Below are 19,324 nucleotides of genomic sequence, written 5' to 3'. Positions count from 1 at the left end.
GGCAACTCCTGCGGGGGTGGCAAGTTTACCTTGCCTTGCAGGCGGAGTCAGGCCTGGCTGCTGATCGGCGACGGCATCTTCGCGGGTAAACCCGCTCCCACAGGCACCTCACAGAATTTGAGTTCTGTGCAATCCCTGTGGGAGCGGGTTCACCCGCGAAGCAGGCGCCGCCGACTCAACGGGTATTACTTGTCAGCGTGATACGCCGCATCAGCAGTCTCGAAGCGCTTGACCATTGCCTGCGACGGGCTGCCCAGCTTGCTCACCACGAAGATGGCGATGCTGGCGAACAGGAAGCCCGGGATGATTTCGTACAGCCCGAGGGTGTCGAAGTTCTTCCACAGGATCACGGTCAGTGCGCCCACCACGATACCGGCCAGTGCGCCGTTACGGGTCATGCCTTTCCACAGTACCGAAATCAGCACCACCGGACCAAAGGCAGCACCGAAGCCGGCCCAGGCGTAAGCCACCAGGCCCAGCACGCGGTTTTCCGGGTTGGCGGCCATGGCGATGGCGATCAGGGCGACGGCCAGCACCATCAGGCGGCCGACCCACACCAGCTCGACCTGCGAAGCGTTCTTGCGCAGGAAGGACTTGTAGAAGTCTTCGGTCAGGGCGCTGGAGCACACCAGCAGCTGGCAGCTCAGGGTACTCATCACCGCCGCCAGGATGGCCGACAGCAGTACACCGGCGATCCATGGGTTGAACAGGATCTTGGCCAGCTCGATGAACACCCGCTCGTGGTTCTCGCTGACCGGGCCTGCCAGGTCAGGATGCGCCGAGAAGTAGGCGATGCCGAAGAAGCCCACGGCGCAGGTACCGACCAGGCAAAGGATCATCCAGGTCATGGAGATACGACGGGCGTTGGCGATCGACTTCACCGAGTCGGCGGCCATGAAACGCGCCAGGATGTGCGGCTGGCCGAAGTAGCCCAGCCCCCAGCCCATCAGCGAGATGATGCCAATGAAAGTGGCGCCCTTGAACATGTCGAAGTGGGCCGGGTTGACCGCATCGATGGCAGCGAAGGTCGTATCGAAGCCGCCAGTGGAGATCAGCACGATCACCGGAGTGAGGATCAGCGCAAAGATCATCAGCGAAGCCTGCACGGTATCGGTCCAGCTCACCGCCAGGAAACCACCGACGAAGGTGTAGGCGATGGTCGCAGCGGCACCGGCCCACAGGGCGGTTTCGTACGGCATGCCGAAGGTGCTCTCGAACAGACGGGCACCGGCAACGATGCCGGAGGCGCAGTAGATGGTGAAGAACACCAGGATCACGATGGCCGAGATGATCCGCAGCAGGCCGCTGTTGTCTTCGAAGCGGCTGGAGAAGTAGTCCGGCAGGGTCAGTGCATCGCCGTTGTGCTCGGTCTGCACGCGCAGACGGCCAGCGACGAACAACCAGTTCAGGTAGGCGCCGACGGTCAGGCCGATGGCAATCCAGGCTTCGGACAAGCCGGAGAAGTAGATGGCGCCCGGCAGGCCCATCAGCAGCCAGCCGCTCATGTCGGAAGCGCCGGCGGAAAGCGCGGTGACCACGCTACCCAGGCTGCGACCGCCGAGGATGTAGTCGGAAAGGTTATTCGTGGAGCGATAGGCGGCGAAGCCGATCAGCACCATTGCCGCGATATAGACCACGAAAGTGATCGTTAGTGGATTGCCCATGCGTGTGCCCTGGCGTTTGTTTTTATGTCATGCACAACCGCAGCCATGGCGGTTGCACCCAGGCGGCGAATCCTATGCAACAACGCAAAGCGGGTGCAACCATTTTTCATTTGCAAGTTGCACCTTCTCGTGCATTTTCAGACAAATCTGATTTTTTGCTCCTTTTGGGAGCAACACCCCCGATTTTCAGAATGAAACGCACCGAAAACGACCCTTTTCCGCGCATGGAAATGAGAGTCGGACGAGTTGCACCTTTTCCATGAAAAATTCGGGTTGCACCTGGTTGCACCCGAATTGTCCTACAGCTACTCTTGGCGCCAGCTTAGGCCACAACCGTGGCAATAACGAGGATAAGAAATGGCGACGACCACCCTTGGGGTCAAACTCGATGACCCGACCCGTGAGCGACTCAAGGCAGCTGCGCAGTCGATTGACCGCACCCCGCACTGGTTGATCAAGCAAGCGATCTTCAACTACCTGGAGAAGCTCGAGGGTGGTGCCACCCTGACCGAACTCAACGGCCATGCCAGCAACCTGGCCGACGACGCCGGTGAGGTCCAACCCGACCACAGCCACCAGTGCTTCCTCGAGTTCGCCGAGAGCATCCTGCCGCAGTCGGTACTGCGCTCGGCGATCACCGCCGCCTACCGTCGCCCCGAGCAGGAAGTGGTACCGATGCTGCTGGAGCAGGCGCGCCTGAGCGCCCCGCTGGCCGAAGCGACCAACAAGATGGCCGCCGGCATCGCCGAAAAACTGCGTAACCAGAAGAGCGCTGGCGGTCGTGCCGGTATCGTCCAGGGCCTGCTGCAGGAATTCTCGCTGTCGTCCCAGGAAGGCGTGGCACTGATGTGCCTGGCCGAAGCCCTGCTGCGCATCCCCGACAAGGGCACCCGTGACGCGCTGATCCGCGACAAGATCAGCACCGGCAACTGGCAGCCACACCTGGGCAACAGCCCGTCGCTGTTCGTCAACGCCGCCACCTGGGGCCTGCTGCTGACCGGCAAGCTGGTGTCCACCCACAACGAATCCGGCCTCACCTCCTCGCTCACCCGCATCATCGGCAAGAGCGGCGAGCCGATGATCCGCAAGGGCGTCGACATGGCCATGCGCCTGATGGGCGAGCAGTTCGTCACCGGCGAAACCATCGCCGAAGCCCTGGCCAATGCCAGCCGCTTCGAGTCCAAGGGCTTCCGCTATTCCTACGACATGCTCGGCGAAGCCGCACTGACCGAGCACGACGCACAGAAGTACCTGGCGTCCTACGAACAGGCCATCCACTCGATCGGCAAGGCCTCCCATGGCCGTGGCATCTATGAAGGCCCGGGCATCTCGATCAAGCTGTCGGCGCTGCACCCGCGCTACAGCCGCGCCCAGTACGAGCGCGTGATGGAAGAGCTGTACCCGCGCCTGCTGTCGCTGACCCTGCTGGCCAAGCAGTACGACATCGGCCTGAACATCGACGCCGAAGAAGCCGACCGCCTGGAGCTGTCGCTCGACCTGCTCGAGCGCCTGTGCTTCGAGCCTTCGCTGGCTGGCTGGAACGGTATCGGCTTCGTTATCCAGGCCTACCAGAAGCGCTGCCCGTATGTGATCGACTATGTCATCGACCTGGCCAAGCGCAGCCGCCACCGCCTGATGATCCGCCTGGTGAAAGGCGCCTACTGGGACAGCGAAATCAAGCGCGCCCAGGTCGAAGGCCTGGAAGGCTACCCGGTCTATACCCGCAAGGTGTACACCGACGTGTCCTACGTCGCCTGCGCCCGCAAGCTGCTGGCCGTGCCAGAAGCCATCTACCCGCAGTTCGCCACCCACAACGCCCACACCCTGTCGGCCATCTACCACATTGCCGGTCAGAACTATTACCCGGGCCAGTACGAGTTCCAGTGCCTGCACGGCATGGGCGAGCCACTGTACGAGCAGGTGGTCGGCAAGATTTCCGAAGGCAAGCTGAACCGTCCGTGCCGCGTCTATGCACCGGTCGGCACCCACGAAACGCTGCTGGCCTACCTGGTACGTCGCCTGCTGGAAAACGGCGCCAACACCTCGTTCGTCAACCGCATCGCCGACCACTCGATCTCCATCCAGGAACTGGTCGCCGACCCGGTCGCCAGCATCGAGCGCATGGGCACCCAGGAAGGCAGCATCGGCCTGCCGCACCCACGCATCCCGCTGCCGCGTGAACTGTATGGCAGCGAGCGGGCCAACTCGGCCGGCATCGACATGGCCAACGAACACCGCCTGGCATCGCTGTCCTGCGCCATGCTGGCCACCGCTCACAACGACTGGAAAGCCACGCCACTGCTGGCCTGCGCTGCCAGCGAAAGCGCAGCCGCACCGGTGCTGAACCCGGCGGACCACCGCGACGTGGTCGGCCATGTTCAGGAAGCCACTGTCGCCGACGTCGACAACGCCATCCAGTGCGCACTGAATGCAGCACCGATCTGGCAGGCCACCCCGCCAGCCGAGCGCGCTGCCATTCTGGAGCGCACCGCCGACCTGATGGAGGCCGAAATCCAGCCGCTGATGGGCCTGCTCATCCGCGAAGCCGGCAAGACCTTCGCCAACGCCATCGCGGAAGTGCGTGAAGCCGTTGACTTCCTGCGCTACTACGCGGTGCAGGCACGCAACGACTTCAGCAACGACGCCCACCGCCCGCTGGGCCCGGTGGTGTGCATCAGCCCGTGGAACTTCCCGCTGGCGATTTTCACCGGCCAGGTAGCCGCAGCGCTCGCCGCCGGCAACCCGGTACTGGCCAAGCCGGCCGAGCAAACCCCGCTGATCGCCGCCCAGGCCGTGCGCCTGCTGCTGGAAGCCGGCATCCCTGAAGGCGTGCTGCAACTGCTGCCAGGCCGCGGTGAAACCGTCGGTGCCGGCCTGGTGGGTGACGAGCGCGTCAAGGGCGTGATGTTCACCGGTTCCACCGAAGTGGCCCGTCTGCTGCAGCGCAACGTCGCCGGCCGCCTGGACAACCAGGGCCGCCCGATCCCGCTGATCGCCGAAACCGGTGGCCAGAACGCGATGATCGTCGACTCCTCGGCACTGACCGAGCAGGTGGTGATCGATGTGGTGTCCTCGGCCTTCGACAGCGCCGGCCAGCGTTGCTCGGCACTGCGCGTGCTGTGCCTGCAGGAAGACTCCGCCGACCGCGTGATCGAAATGCTCAAGGGCGCCATGGCCGAAAGCCGCCTGGGCTGCCCGGACCGCCTGGCCGTGGACATCGGCCCGGTGATCGACGCCGAAGCCAAGGCCGGCATCGAGAAGCACATCCAGGGCATGCGCGAGAAAGGTCGCTCGGTCTACCAGGTGGCAATTGCCGATGCTGCCGAGCTCAAGCGCGGCACCTTCGTCATGCCGACCCTGATCGAGCTGGAAAGCTTCGACGAGCTCAAGCGTGAAATTTTCGGCCCGGTGCTGCACGTGGTGCGCTACAACCGTCGCAACCTGGACCAGCTGATCGAGCAGATCAACAACTCCGGCTACGGCCTGACCCTCGGCGTGCACACCCGCATCGACGAGACCATCGCCAAAGTGGTGGAAACCGCCAACGCCGGCAACATGTACGTCAACCGCAACATTGTTGGTGCAGTGGTAGGTGTGCAGCCGTTCGGTGGTGAAGGCCTGTCCGGCACTGGCCCGAAAGCCGGCGGCCCGCTGTACCTGTACCGCCTGTTGTCGACCCGCCCGGCCGACGCGATTGGCCGCCACTTCCAGCAGCAGGACGGCGAAGGCAAGCCTGACCGCGCCCTGCACGAACAGCTGATCAAGCCACTGCATGGCCTGAAGGCCTGGGCCGAGAGCAACCAGCTGGCCGACCTGGCCGCGCTGTGCAGCCAGTTCGCCAGCCAGTCGCAGAGCGGCATCGCCCGCCTGTTGCCAGGCCCGACCGGCGAGCGCAACAGCTACACCATCCTGCCACGTGAGCACGTGCTGTGCCTGGCCGACAACGAAGCCGACCTGCTGGCGCAGTTCGCCGCAGTGCTGGCCGTTGGCAGCTCGGCGGTATGGGCGGACGGCGAGCCGGGCAAAGCCCTGCGTGCCCGCCTGCCGCGAGAGCTGCAGGCCAAGGTCAAGCTGGTGGCGGACTGGAACAAGGATGAAGTGGCGTTCGACGCCGTGATCCACCATGGCGACTCGGACCAGCTGCGCGGCGTGTGCCAGCAGGTGGCCAAGCGTGCCGGGGCGATCGTGGGTGTGCACGGGCTGTCCAGCGGCGACCACCAGATTGCGTTGGAGCGCCTGGTGATCGAGCGGGCAGTGAGTGTGAACACTGCTGCTGCCGGTGGCAATGCCAGCCTGATGACCATTGGCTGAGGCTGAGGGTTGTTAACGAAAAAAGGAGAGCTTCGGCTCTCCTTTTTTTATGGGGGCTTGGGTTTGGCTGACAGGTGTTCAATTCGCGGACATAACCCATCAACTCCGACGACTGCTCACGGGCGTCCCTGCACGGGATGCCAGGCTCGATGCGGATTGGGTGTCTTCTGTTGTCATTGTTCAATCCCCTGATAATTCTCGAGTGCCTGGCCAGGCCTATTCGCGGGCGCGCCCGCTCCCACAGGATCACCAAAGGCTTCATGACTTGCACCGTACCTGTGGGAGCGGGCATGCCCGCGAAAGGGCCGGCTCAGGCGACACATCAATAAGCCTCAGCGCGAAGTTCGCGACTTAGATTAGGATCTTCGAGTGAATCTGCGTTCAGGGGTGGATCAGGAACTATCACCACCTGCGGTCAAACAAGAGGGTGGCAGCTGTGCATGGGTTGACAGACCGGTAGAAAAATCCAAAAAACCCGGCGCACACCGTTACCCGCGCTTTCGCCAGAGCCACAATAGGCACCAGCCTTTCCCAGCCTCCGAAGTCAGCATCAGCCCAATCCACACCGAGTTACTGATACTGGAAGCCAGCATCGGCAACAACAGGATTATGGATATCGACGGAACGATAAAAAAGATGCGAAAGGGGATCTGCACCATCGCCAAGTAGACAGCCAACCGGCAACGCATAAGAAACAACGCGCAGGTCGCTATCAACGAAAGCTGCAGAACCAGGCCTAGCCAGACGATTAGCTCTAGCCCTCCTCCCCAGATCTGCATGTTGCTCAATGCGTCCTTGAAATCCGTCCAGAAAGGTATGGCACCTCGCTCCGTACTGCGGAAGACACAAAGGCAGATGTAGAACGCGTCCATGCCTCCCCAAAACAGGAAAGCGATCGCATGCCAGCTCAAGTTCGAGTTCTTCAATATGCTCCCTCTTCGAACCGCGCCGGAATACCGAGCTTTGTAGGAGCGGCCTTACGCCGCGAAAGGGCCGCAAAGCGGCCCCGGCAAATTCTGCTGCCACGCTGCTCAAACCATGGACGAAAGTGTGACCAAAGCAAACAGCTGCGCTGCTGTAATTACGGCAGCCAGCAGCATCCACAACCAATTGGCCAGCGTGAAACGGCTGTTAGCCACCCCTGTCTCATCCCCCGCGCTGAAATTGGCGCCTTTCTGCATGGGCACCAGAATGACCAACCAAGCTGCTTGAATGACTACACCCGCAAAATACGCCGCCCACAACTGATCATCCAGAATCACACTGGCAGCCACCCAGGCAGCACACATACCGTAGTAGCCCAGCGTGAGCCCCAGAATGGACCAAGGGTAGGTTCTGCCTGACTCGCGAATATGATCATTCACCCTTCTCAATAACGGGTAGATGAAGAACACTGCAAGAGCGCTTCGCCAGAATGGGCTGACCTTTTCTCCTGTCCTCACTCCATGCAGCTTCCAGCTCTGATAAAAGCAATACAGCCAGTAAAAACCAAGGGTGAAGAAGGTCATTAGGCCAAACTTCAGGGGCGAGACTACGAAGAAGGGAAATTGCTTGCCCTCGAAATCATTCAAGTCGTTCTTGTGGACATCACTCATCAGAAAAGCCTCATTGCGAACACCAAAGCACGCATTCAAGGCCAAATGGCATTCGATCCGCAGTAGTCCAGTTCCGCTCTGACTTGTAGGAAACGTCTCTACATTTTCCTGCGCCTGTTCCGGCCCTTTCGCGGGTAAACCCGCTCCTACAGGTGCAGCGTTGATGGCCGCGGCTGCGCAGTACTTGTGGGAGCGGGTTTACCCGCGAAAGGGCCCGAACAGGCAAAACAACAACTGCCCCCGCGTGAGCTGTGCGACCAACCACCAGACATCCCGGTGTTCTCAACCCATATCACCCAAACCTATTAACCTGTCCCCCACCCCACCACCCTCCTACACTCGCAGCATCCCGCCTCAGGACCGCGACCATGCCCGAGACCCTGCTCAGCCCCCGCAACCTCGCCTTCGAACTCTACGAAGTCCTCGACGCCGAGGCCCTGACCCAGCGCCCGCGCTTCGCCGAGCACAGCCGCGAAACCTTCGATGCAGCGCTATCAACTGCCCGCACCATCGCCGAAAAGTTCTTCGCCCCGCACAACCGCAAGGCCGACGAAAACGAGCCGCGCTACGTGGATGGCCGCGCCGAACTGATCCCCGAAGTGAAACCCGCCGTCGACGCCTTTCTCGAAGCCGGCTTCCTCAACGCCAACCGCGACTTCGAAGCCGGCGGCATGCAGCTGCCGAGCCTGGTCTCGCAGGCCTGCTTCGCCCACTTCCAGGCGGCCAACGCCGGCACCACGGCCTACCCGTTCCTGACCATGGGCGCGGCCAACCTGATCGAGAGCTTCGGCAGCGATGAACAGAAACGCCTGTTTCTGCAGCCGATGATCGAAGGCCGCTACTTCGGCACCATGGCCCTGACCGAACCCCACGCTGGCTCGTCACTGGCCGATATCCGCACCCGCGCCGAACCTGCCGGTGACGGCAGCTACCGGCTCAAGGGCAACAAGATTTTCATCTCCGGCGGTGATCACGAGTTGTCGGAAAACATCGTGCACATGGTGCTGGCCAAGCTGCCGGATGCGCCGCCCGGCGTGAAGGGCATCTCGCTGTTCATCGTGCCCAAGTACCTGGTCAACGAAGATGGCAGCCGTGGCCCGCGCAACGATGTGCTGCTGGCCGGGTTGTTCCACAAGATGGGCTGGCGCGGCACCACCTCCACCGCGCTGAATTTCGGCGACAACGGCCAGTGCGTGGGCTACCTGGTCGGCCAGCCACACCAGGGCCTGGCCTGCATGTTCCAGATGATGAACGAGGCACGCATCGGTGTCGGCATGGGCGCGGTGATGCTCGGCTACGCCGGCTACCTGTATTCGCTGGAGTACGCCCGCCAGCGCCCGCAGGGTCGGTTGCCGGACAACAAAGACCCGCACAGCCCCGCGGTGCCGATCATCGAGCACAGCGATGTGAAACGCATGCTGCTGGCACAGAAGGCCTACGTGGAGGGCGCCTTCGACCTGGGCCTGTATGCCGCGCGCCTGTTCGACGACACCCAGACTGCCAGCGACGACAGCGCCCGCAAGCAGGCGCAGGAGCTGCTCGACCTGCTGACCCCGATCGTCAAATCCTGGCCCTCGACGTTCTGCCTGAAGGCCAATGAACTGGCGATCCAGATCCTCGGCGGCCACGGCTACACCCGCGAATACCCGGTTGAACAGTACTACCGCGACAACCGCCTGAACCCGATCCATGAAGGCACCGAGGGCATCCAGTCGCTCGACCTGCTGGGCCGCAAGCTGGCGCAGAACAATGGCGCTGGCCTCAAGCAGTTGATCCGGTCGATCGCTGCCACCGGCGAGCGCGCCAGCCACCATCCGAACCTCGACCCGCTGCGCCAGCCGCTGGAGCAACTGGTCAACCGCTTGCAAGGTGTGACCCTGGCCTTGCTGAGTGACCTGGCCCAAGGCAAAGTCGCCGGAGCCCTGGCCAACTCGGCCCTGTACCTCAAGGCCTTCGGCCACTGCGTGATCGGCTGGCGCTGGCTGGAACAGGCGATTCATGCCGAACTCGGACTGCTCAAGGGCAACCCCGCCGACCGCGACTTCTACCTTGGCAAGCTGCAGGCCGCGCGTTATTTCCTGACCTGGGAAGTACCTGGCTGCCATAATGAGCTGGCATTGCTCGAGGCGCGCGACGACACTTGCCTCACCATGCAGGACGAGTGGTTCTAAGGGGGAGCCACCGTGTACACGGAGGCTTCCACATGTTCGATACCAGCGCCCTGCTGCGCCAGCGCTTTGCCGCGCTGCGCAGTACGGCCGAGTTGTTTTCACTGCGCCATGTGAAACAGTCGCACCAGGCGCTGTCGGTTCGCCGCAACGTCGCGGAACCACCCTTCTTCAGCCAGGACGAGGGCGCCATGCTCACCGTGCGGGTGAATGGCGTGGAAGCCTATGCCGCCACCGCCGACCTGTCCCAGGCCGGCCTGCAGCGCGCCCTGGAGCACGCCGAGGCGCTGGCCCGGCAGATCGCCCGGTACAACCTGCTGGACCTGCGCGAGCAACCGGTGACCAGCGCACGCCACGACCACATTTCGCCCAACTTCGACCAACCCGTGCCCAACCTCGCCGACTGCCTTGGCCTGCTCGCTGCCGAATCGGCCAGCGTGCCCAAGGACAGCCGCCTGGTGGACTGGCAGGCCAGCCTGGGCCTGAGCCTGGTCGAGCAGACCTACCTGAACTCGGCCGGCGCCGAGCTGCGCCACGCCCAGCGCTTCCTGTTCCCGGGCCTGGGCGTGACCGCCAGCGATGGCCAGGACAGCCAGAGCCGCAGCCTGGGCCGCGACAACTTCGGCCAGCAGGGCGGCTTCGAGATCATCGAGCGCTGTGGCCTGGTCGGGGCTGCCCGCCGGGTGGCCGACGAGGCGCTGCAACTGTTGCTGGCACCGAACACCCCCAGCGGCCCGCGCGACCTGCTGTTGATGCCGGACCAGATGATGCTGCAGATTCACGAATCCATCGGCCACCCGCTGGAGATGGACCGCATTCTCGGCGACGAGCGCAACTACGCCGGCACCAGCTTCGTCAAGGCCGGTGACTTCGGCCACCTGCAGTACGGCTCCGCGCTGCTCAACGTGACCTTCGACCCGACCATCGGCGAAGAGCTGGCCAGCTACAGCTTCGATGATGACGGCACCCCGGCCAGCAAGCAGTTCCTGATCCGCGATGGCCTGCTGCTGCGCCCGCTGGGTGGTGCGCTGTCGCAGTTCCGCTCCGGCCTCGACGGCGTGGCCAACAGCCGCGCCTGCGGCTGGAACCGTGCGCCGATCGACCGCATGGCCAACCTCAACATCGAGCCGGGCGACCAGAGCCTGGATCAGCTGGTGAAGGGCATCGAGCACGGCATCCTGATGCGCACCAACCGTTCCTGGTCCATCGACGATGCACGCAACAAGTTCCAGTTCGGCTGTGAATGGGGGCAGTTGATCGAAAACGGCGAGCTCAAGGGTATCGTCAAGAACCCCAACTACCGCGGCATCTCCGCGCAGTTCTGGCGCAACCTGGCGGCGGTCGGCGACAGCAGTACCTTCCAGGTGCTGGGCACGCCCAACTGCGGCAAGGGCGAACCCAACCAGGTGGTGCGGGTCGGCCACGCCTCGCCGGCCTGCGTGTTCCGCCAGATCGACGTATTCGGAGGAGACGCCTGATGAAACACGCTTTCGAAACCCTGGTCGGGGATGTGCGCAAAGCCCTGCAGACGGGCGAACAGTTCACCCTCGGCTACAGCGCCGAACAGTCGCAATTCGTGCGTTTCAACCATGCCAAGGTGCGCCAGGCCGGCACCGTGAACCAGGCCGGCGCGCAACTGCGGCTGATCCGCGATGGCCGCCAGGCAGAGCAACAGGTGACCTTGAGTGGTGACACGCAACTGGATAGCCAGCGCCTGTTCACGGCCCTGGAGCAACTGCGCCAGACCTTGCCACTGCTGGCGGTCGATCCGTACCTGCGCCTGGACGAAAGCGCCTGGCACAGCCACAGCCAGCAGGAGCAGCCGCTGCCCGAACTGAGCGATGTGCTGACCTTGCTCGAGCGCGAAGCCGGCGACCTGGACCTTGTCGGCATCTACGCCGCCGGCCCCATCTGCCGGGGCTTCGCCAGCTCGTTCGGGGCCTTCGGCTGGCACCAGGCCAACAGCTTCAACTTCGACTGGAGCCTGTTCCACGAAAACGGCGAGGCGGTGAAGGCCAATTATGCCGGGCAAGTGTGGAGCGCCGACGACTTCACCGCACGCCTGCGCCAGGCGCGGGAGCAGCTGGGTTTCCTTGGCCGCCCTGCCGTCACGCTGAAACCTGGCAGCTACCGCGCCTACCTGGCCCCGGCGGCCATGGACGAAATAGCCGGCATGCTGTGCTGGGGCGGCTTTTCCGCACAGGCCCTGGCCACTGGCAACAGCGCCCTGCAGCGCCTGTACAACGGCGATGCGCGGCTGAGCCCGCTGGTTAGCTTCACCGAGCAGGTCAGCGGTTCGCTGAGCCCGGCGTTTTCCGATGAAGGCTCGCCGCGCCTGGATGTGCCGTTGATCCAGCAAGGCGAGGCCCGGCAGCGATTGATCAGTGCGCGCAGTGCGGCCGAGTTCGAGCTGCTGGCCAATGGCGCCGATAGTTACGAGTCGCCGTGTGCGCTGAGCCTGGCAGCAGGTAGCCTGCCGAGCGAGCAGATTCTGGAGCGGCTCGGTACCGGGCTGTACATCAGCAACCTGTGGTACCTGAACTATTCCGACTTGCCGGCGGCACGCATGACCGGGCTGACCCGCTTCGCCACCTTCTGGGTGGAGAACGGGCAGATCCAGGGCCCGGTGAGCACCATGCGCTTCGATGACAGCCTGTACAGCTTGCTAGGTAGCCAACTGGAGGACCTGACGCAGGAGCGCGAGATGATTCTGTCGACCAGTACCTATGGACAGCGCAGTACCGGGTCGAGTCATTTGCCGGGGGCACTGGTCAAAGGCCTGACCCTGACATTGTGATAGGCCATTCCGGCCTCATCGCCGGCAAGCCAGCTCCCACAGGGACCGCACCCAACCTGAGGTCTGTGGTAATCCTGTGGGAGCTGGCTTGCCGGCGATGAGGCCAGTACAGGCAATGCCGAACATTGAGGTTCCTCATGCCCGAACGCACCCCGCTGGACCCTGTCACCGCCCGCTGGATCCCTTGGGTGGTGGCCATCGCCTTCTTCATGCAGTCCCTGGACGGCACCATCCTCAACACCGCACTGCCAGCCATGGCCCGCTCGCTGGCCGAAGACCCGCTGCGCATGCAGGGCGTGATCATTGCCTACATGCTCACCGTGGCCCTGCTGATCCCCGCCTCAGGCTGGATCGCCGACCGCTTCGGCACCAAGCGCATCTTCTTCAGCGCCATCCTGCTGTTCAGCTTCGGCTCGCTGCTGTGCGCCGCCGCCAACAGCCTCGGTTTCCTGATCTTTGCCCGTGTCGTGCAAGGGCTGGGCGGTGCGCTGATGCTGCCGGTCGGTCGGCTGGTGGTCCTGCGCGCCTACCCGCGCACCGAGCTGGTGCGCATCATGAGCTTCATCACCATCCCCGGCCTGCTCGGGCCGCTACTGGGCCCGACGGTTGGCGGCTGGTTGGTGGAAATACTGAGCTGGCACTGGATCTTCCTGCTCAACCTGCCGGTCGGCCTGATCGGCTGCTACGCCGTGTGGAAGTTCATCCCCGACCTGCGCGGCGCCGAGCGCACCACGTTCGACGGCCCCGGGTTCCTGCTGTTTGGCGCAGCGATGGTATTGATCACCATCGCCATGGAAGGCCTGGGCGAACTGCACCTGCCGCACCTGCGGGTGATGTTGCTGCTGTTCGCCGGCATGGCCTGCCTGGCGGCCTACTGGCTGCGCGCCGGGCGCGACCCTGAGCCGCTGTTCTCGCCCAGCCTGTTCCGCGTGCGCACCTTTGCCATCGGTATCCTCGGCAACCTGTTCGCCCGGCTGGGCAGCGGCGCCCTGCCGTTCCTGGTGCCGTTGCTGCTGCAAGTGGCGCTGGGCTACTCGCCGGCCCAGGCCGGCATGAGCATGATCCCGCTGGCGGCTGCGGCGATGCTGGCCAAGTCCATTGCCCGACCACTGATCGAGCGCTTTGGCTACCGCATCATCCTCACCGGCAACACCCTACTGCTGGGCCTGCTGCTGGCCAGCCTCGGTCTGGTCGACGAACAGACGCCCTATGCCGTGCTGCTGATTCAGCTGGGCCTGCTCGGCGCGGTCAACTCGATGCAGTTCACCGCGATGAACACGGTAACCCTGATCGACCTCGACGATGCCAGCGCCAGCAGCGGCAACAGCCTGCTGTCGGTGGTCGCGCAGCTGGCCCTGAGCCTGGGCGTGGCATGTGCGGGTGCATTGCTCGGCGGCTTTACCGCAGCCGGCAGCGCCGACGGCGTGGAAACCACCTTGGGCGCATTCCAGCTGACCTTCGTCACCATCGGCGTGATGGCCATGCTGGCGGCGGCGATCTTCCTGCAACTGTCGCCGACGGACGGAAGGCGTGCCCGTCGTCCGGAACAACACATGGAGTCGTAGGGCGAATGGCCACGAGGCTGGTAGACTGTGCGGCATTTTTCGCTTCGCAACGCAGGCCCGCCTCGTGACCACCGAATCCACCGCCTTTGCCACCTTGCCGCTGTCCACTGCCATGCTGGCCAACCTGGACGCCCTCGGCTATGCCTCGATGACACCAATCCAGGCCCAGAGCCTGCCGGTCATCCTCAAGGGGCAGGACCTGATCGCCCAGGCCAAGACCGGCAGCGGCAAGACCGCCGCCTTCGGCATCGGCCTGCTCAACCCGATCAACCCGCGCTACTTCGGTTGCCAGGCGCTGGTGCTGTGCCCTACCCGCGAGCTCGCCGACCAGGTGGCCAAGGAGCTGCGCCGCCTGGCCCGCGCCGAGGACAACATCAAGATCCTGACCCTGTGCGGCGGCGTTTCGCTGGGCCCGCAGATCGCTTCGCTGGAGCACGGCGCGCACATCATCGTCGGCACCCCAGGGCGCATCCAGCAGCACCTGGACAAGGGCACCCTGGTGCTCGACGGGCTGAACACCCTGGTGCTGGACGAAGCCGACCGCATGCTCGACATGGGCTTCTTCGATGCCATCGCCAGCATCATCGGCAAGACCCCGTCGCGCCGCCAGACCCTGCTGTTCTCGGCCACCTACCCGGCCGGCATCAAGCAACTGGCCGCCGACTTCATGCGCAACCCGCAACAGGTCAAGGTCGAGAGCCTGCATGCCGACAACCAGATCGAGCAGCGCTTCATCGAGATCGACCCGCAACAGCGCCTCGAGGCCGTCACCCGCGTACTCGGCCACTACCGCCCGCAGTCCTGCGTGGCGTTCTGCTTCACCAAGCAGCAGTGCGAGGATGTGGTCGCCCACCTGACCGCCAAGGGCATCGTTGCCCAGGCCCTGCATGGCGACCTGGAGCAGCGCGACCGCGACCAGGTGCTGACCATGTTCGCCAACCGCAGCAGCTCGGTGCTGGTGGCTACCGATGTGGCCGCACGCGGCCTGGACATCGATGGCCTGGACATGGTCATCAACGTCGAACTGGCACGTGATGCGGAAATCCATGTGCACCGGGTGGGCCGTACCGGCCGTGCCGGCGAGAAAGGTATTGCGGTCAGCCTGGTGGCACCGGCCGAAGGCCACCGCGCCCAAGCCATCGAAGATCTGCAGAAGAGCCCGCTGCGCTGGGACCAGCTGGACAGCCTGAAGCACAAGGGTGGCGAGCCGCTGCTGCCGCTGATGAGCACCCTGTGCATCGCCGCCGGGCGCAAGGACAAGCTGCGCCCGGGTGACATCCTCGGGGCGCTGACCGGTGATGCCGGCATCCCCGGCAAGCAGGTGGGCAAGATTGCGATCTTCGATTTCCAGGCGTTCGTGGCCGTTGAGCGGCCGCTGGCCAAGCAGGCCATGCAGCGCTTGAACAGCGGCAAGATCAAGGGGCGCTCCCTGAAAGTCCGCATCGTCTGATGATTTTGGGGCTGCTCTGCAGCCCATCGCCGGCAAGCCAGCTCCCACAGGATTACCACAGGCCCCAGGCTTGTGCTGTACCTGTGGGAGCTGGCTTGCCGGCGATGGGCCGCTCAGCGGCCCCAGCTAACAATGAGGTAACACCGTGCACTCCACCGACGTGATCATCCTCGGCGCCGGCGCCGCCGGCCTGATGTGCGCCCAGCTCAGCGCCCGCCGTGGCCGCCGGGTACTGGTGCTCGACCACGCCAACAAACCGGGCAAGAAGATCCTCATGTCCGGCGGCGGCCGCTGCAACTTCACCAACATGTATACCGAGCCGGGCAACTTCCTCTCACAGAATGCACACTTCTGCAAGTCGGCCCTGGCCCGCTACACCCAGTGGGACTTCATCGAGCTGGTGTACAAGCACGGCGTGGCCTACCACGAGAAGAAGCTCGGCCAGCTGTTCTGCGACAACAAGGCCAGCGACATCCTCGACATGCTGCTGGCCGAATGCGATGAGGCCGGCGCCGAGATCCGCATGCACACCAGCATCGAGCAGATCGAGAAGACCGAAGGCGGCTACCTGCTGCAGACCAGCGGCGGCCAGTTCGCCTGCCAGTCGCTGGTGATCGCCACCGGCGGCCTGTCGATCCCAACCCTGGGTGCCAGCGGCTTCGGCTACCAGGTGGCCCGCCAGTTCGGCCACACCCTGCTGCCGACCCGCGCCGGGCTGGTGCCGTTCACCATCACCGAGCCCCAACTGAAGGCACTGTGCACCGAGTTGTCCGGCACCTCGCTGGATTGCACCGCCAGCTGCAACGGCACCAGCTTCCGCGAGAACCTGCTGTTTACCCACCGCGGCCTCAGCGGCCCGGCGATTTTGCAGATCTCGTCGTTCTGGGAAGCCGGTGACACGGTCGAGATCAACCTGCTGCCCGACCGTGATGCACTGACCTGGCTGCAACAGATGCAGGCCGAACGCGCCAACGCCGAGCTGAAGACCGTGCTGGGTGAGGTGTTTACCCGCAAGCTGGCCAACCTGCTGGCCGAGCAGTGGTTCGAGTCCAGGCCGATGAAGCAGTACACCCCGGCGGAACTGGCACAGATCGCCGAAAAGCTGGCGAACTGGCAAGTGGTGCCGGCCGGCACCGAGGGCTATCGCACTGCTGAAGTGACCCTGGGCGGCGTGGATACCCGCGAGGTGTCGTCCAAGACCATGGAATCGCTGAAGAGCCCCGGGCTGTATTTCATTGGTGAAGTGCTGGATGTGACTGGCCACCTGGGCGGTTTCAATTTCCAGTGGGCCTGGGCCTCCGCCAACGCCGCGGCGCAGTTCGTGTAGAGTAGAATCCATTCAGCAGCACGGAACGCTTCTTGCTGGCCCGTGCTGGAGTGCCGGAAAAGAGTTGGGGCTGCTTTGCAGCCCATCGCCGGCAAGCCGGCTCCCACAGGATCATCACAGCCCTCGGCTCTGTGCAGTACCTGTGGGAGCTGGCTTGCCGGCGATAGGCCGCGGCAGCGGCCCCAATGACACGGCCTCGAACGGTATTTCTCTGATCACTGCCTAGCAGGCCATCATGTCATCGAGCTCGTTCCGTCAGTCACTGCGTCGCCTGTGGGGCCAAGACAAGTTCAGCTACAGCATCCGGGTCACCATCGCCCTCACCGGCAGCCTGGCCCTGTGCTGGTACCAGAACGAAATGGCCCTGCTGATTCCGCTGTTCCTCGGCATCATCGCCAGCGCCCTGGCCGAAACCGATGACAGCTGGCAAGGCCGCCTCAGCGCCCTGGCCGTCACCCTGGTGTGTTTTGCCATCGCCGCACTGGCGGTCGAACTGCTGTTCCCCTACCCGTGGGTATTCGTCATTGCCCTGGCCTTGGCGGCCTTCGGCCTGACCATGCTCGGTGCCCTGGGCGAACGCTATGGCGCCATCGCTTCAGCGACCCTGATCACTGCGGTGTACACCATGATCGGCGTGGACCAGCGCGGCGGCCAGGTCACCGACTTCTGGCACGAACCACTGCTGCTGGTGGCGGGTGCGGCCTGGTACGGGCTGCTGTCGGTGCTGTGGCAGGCGCTGTTTTCCAATCAGCCGGTGCAGCAGAGCCTGGCCAAGCTGTTCTTCGAGCTGGGCAGCTACCTCAAGCTCAAGGCCAGCCTGTTCGAACCCGTCCGCACCCTTGACGTCGAAGCCCGGCGCCTGGAACTGGCCCAGCAGAACGGCAAGGTGGTGGCGGCGCTCAACGCAGCCAAGGAAATCATCCTGCACCGGGTGGGCAACAGCCAGCCGAACTCCAAGGTCAGCCGCTACCTCAAGCTGTACTTCCTGGCCCAGGACATCCATGAACGGGTCAGTGCCTCGCACTATCCCTACAACGCCCTGACCGAGGCTTTTTTCCACAGCGACGTGATGTTCCGCTGCCAGCGCCTGCTGCGCAAGCAGGGCTCGTCCTGCCAGGAACTGGCCCGCTCGATCCGCCTGCGCCAGCCGTTCGTGCTGGCCAGCGGTTATCCCGAAGCCCTCGAAGACCTCAACGCCTCGCTGGAACACCTGCGCATGCAGAACAACCCGGCCTGGCGTAGCCTGCTTCGCTCGTTGCGGGCGCTGGCGGCCAACCTGGCGACGCTCGACCGCCTGCTCAGCGCCGCCAGCAACCCGGACAGCCTGGCCGACACCAGCGATAGCAGCCTGCTCGACCGCTCGCCACGCTCGCTGAAGGATGTGTGGACCCGCCTGCGCACCCAATTGACTCCGACTTCGCTGCTGTTCCGCCATGCCCTGCGCCTGCCGCTGGCACTGTCGATCGGCTATGGCATGGTGCACCTGATCCACCCCACCCAGGGCTACTGGATCATTCTCACCACGCTGTTCGTGTGCCAGCCCAACTACGGTGCGACCCGGCGCAAGCTGGTGCAGCGGATAGCCGGCACCGCCGTCGGCCTGACGGTGGGCTGGGCATTGTTCGACCTGTTCCCAAACCCGGTCATCCAGTCGTTGTTCGCCGTGGTTGCCGGGGTGGTGTTCTTCGTCAACCGCACCACCCGCTACACCTTGGCCACGGCCGCGATCACCCTGATGGTGCTGTTCTGCTTCAACCAGATCGGCGATGGCTATGGCCTGTTCCTGCCGCGCCTGTTCGATACCCTGGTCGGCAGCCTGATCGCCATCCTCGCGGTGTTCCTGTTCCTCCCCGACTGGCAGGGGCGGCGGCTGAACAAGGCGCTGGCCAATACCCTGGCCTGCGCCAGCGTGTACCTGCGGCAGATCATGCAGCAGTATGCCCACGGCAAGCGCGATGACCTGGCCTACCGCCTGGCCCGGCGCAACGCCCACAACGCCGACGCGGCGCTGTCCACCACCCTGGCCAACATGCTGATGGAGCCGGGGCATTTCCGGAAGGAGGCCGACGTCGGCTTCCGTTTCCTGGTGCTGTCGCATACCTTGCTCAGCTACCTCTCGGGGCTGGGCGCGCACCGCGACACCGCCTTGCCGGCGGAGGTGCAGGAGCAGTTGATCGACGGTGCCGGACAAAGCCTGGCCAGCAGCCTGGACGAGATTGCCAACGGCCTGGCCGCGCGGCTGCCGGTGGCGATTCACAGTGATGCCGAAGAAGCGCTGGCCAATGCCCTGGAGCAGATGCCGGAAGAGCTGGACGAACACCAGCGGCTGGTGCAGACGCAGTTGGCATTGATCTGCCGGCAGCTGGGGCCGCTGCGGACCCTGGCAGCGCATTTGATCAAGGAAGGTGCACCGGCCTGAGTTGTACTATCGCCTGTGCCGGCCTCTT

Annotated in this window: 12 protein-coding genes; 10 read left to right on the top strand and 2 right to left on the bottom strand. The window is 64.1% G+C overall.

Annotation, left to right across the window (positions count from 1 at the left end):
- Nucleotides 1-185: 185 nt before the first annotated feature.
- Complete coding sequence (gene putP, locus CAG22_RS02390) at nucleotides 186-1,664, bottom strand: sodium/proline symporter PutP (protein ID WP_085704245.1); 1,479 nt, start codon at nucleotides 1,662-1,664, stop codon at nucleotides 186-188.
- Between the two features lie 74 nt (nucleotides 1,665-1,738).
- Here putP and CAG22_RS27035 point away from each other — a divergent pair, with 74 nt between their 5' ends.
- The 3 genes from CAG22_RS27035 (at nucleotide 1,739) to CAG22_RS28440 (ending at nucleotide 6,644) form a co-directional block, all read left to right on the top strand.
- Nucleotides 1,739-1,927: a hypothetical protein gene (locus CAG22_RS27035; RefSeq protein ID WP_139833383.1), complete on the top strand. Its 189-nt coding sequence runs from the start codon at nucleotides 1,739-1,741 to the stop codon at nucleotides 1,925-1,927.
- A 94-nt stretch (nucleotides 1,928-2,021) separates the two neighbouring features.
- Nucleotides 2,022-5,975 (top strand): trifunctional transcriptional regulator/proline dehydrogenase/L-glutamate gamma-semialdehyde dehydrogenase, encoded by a 3,954-nt coding sequence (gene putA, locus CAG22_RS02385; protein WP_025340865.1) that lies wholly within the window; start codon nucleotides 2,022-2,024, stop codon nucleotides 5,973-5,975.
- Nucleotides 5,976-6,344: 369 nt separating this feature from the next.
- Nucleotides 6,345-6,644 carry a hypothetical protein gene (locus CAG22_RS28440; protein ID WP_158091088.1) on the top strand — a complete coding sequence of 100 codons (300 nt, stop codon included), beginning with the start codon at nucleotides 6,345-6,347 and terminating at the stop codon, nucleotides 6,642-6,644.
- A 362-nt stretch (nucleotides 6,645-7,006) separates the two neighbouring features.
- Here the strand turns inward: CAG22_RS28440 and CAG22_RS02375 are convergent, their stop codons facing one another.
- Complete coding sequence (locus CAG22_RS02375; RefSeq protein ID WP_085587857.1) at nucleotides 7,007-7,570, bottom strand: hypothetical protein; 564 nt, start codon at nucleotides 7,568-7,570, stop codon at nucleotides 7,007-7,009.
- A 368-nt stretch (nucleotides 7,571-7,938) separates the two neighbouring features.
- Between CAG22_RS02375 and CAG22_RS02370 the strand changes: the two genes are divergently transcribed.
- From CAG22_RS02370 to yccS, 7 genes are all read left to right on the top strand, one after another.
- On the top strand, nucleotides 7,939-9,741 hold the full coding sequence (locus CAG22_RS02370; protein ID WP_085587855.1) for an acyl-CoA dehydrogenase: 1,803 nt from the start codon (nucleotides 7,939-7,941) through the stop codon (nucleotides 9,739-9,741).
- 32 nt (nucleotides 9,742-9,773) lie between these two features.
- Complete coding sequence (locus CAG22_RS02365) at nucleotides 9,774-11,216, top strand: TldD/PmbA family protein (protein WP_025340872.1); 1,443 nt, start codon at nucleotides 9,774-9,776, stop codon at nucleotides 11,214-11,216.
- A complete protein-coding gene (locus CAG22_RS02360; RefSeq protein ID WP_085704242.1) occupies nucleotides 11,216-12,535 on the top strand; it encodes a TldD/PmbA family protein in 1,320 nt (439 codons plus the stop codon). The genes CAG22_RS02365 and CAG22_RS02360 overlap by 1 nt, the downstream gene beginning before the upstream one ends.
- A 137-nt stretch (nucleotides 12,536-12,672) precedes the next feature.
- Nucleotides 12,673-14,100: a multidrug transporter subunit MdtD gene (gene mdtD / locus CAG22_RS02355; RefSeq protein ID WP_085587851.1), complete on the top strand. Its 1,428-nt coding sequence runs from the start codon at nucleotides 12,673-12,675 to the stop codon at nucleotides 14,098-14,100.
- 112 nt (nucleotides 14,101-14,212) lie between these two features.
- Complete coding sequence (gene dbpA / locus CAG22_RS02350; protein WP_230396947.1) at nucleotides 14,213-15,550, top strand: ATP-dependent RNA helicase DbpA; 1,338 nt, start codon at nucleotides 14,213-14,215, stop codon at nucleotides 15,548-15,550.
- Between the two features lie 145 nt (nucleotides 15,551-15,695).
- A complete protein-coding gene (locus CAG22_RS02345) occupies nucleotides 15,696-16,877 on the top strand; it encodes an NAD(P)/FAD-dependent oxidoreductase (protein ID WP_085704239.1) in 1,182 nt (393 codons plus the stop codon).
- A 235-nt stretch (nucleotides 16,878-17,112) separates the two neighbouring features.
- Nucleotides 17,113-19,296 carry a YccS family putative transporter gene (yccS, locus tag CAG22_RS02340; RefSeq protein WP_025340876.1) on the top strand — a complete coding sequence of 728 codons (2,184 nt, stop codon included), beginning with the start codon at nucleotides 17,113-17,115 and terminating at the stop codon, nucleotides 19,294-19,296.
- The last annotated feature ends 28 nt before the right edge of the window (nucleotides 19,297-19,324 follow it).

Origin of the sequence: Pseudomonas sp. B8(2017) (genome assembly GCF_002113575.1) — a bacterium.
Classification (GTDB): Bacteria; Pseudomonadota; Gammaproteobacteria; order Pseudomonadales; family Pseudomonadaceae; genus Aquipseudomonas; species Aquipseudomonas putida_Z.
This window is presented reverse-complemented; position numbering and strand designations above follow the sequence as displayed.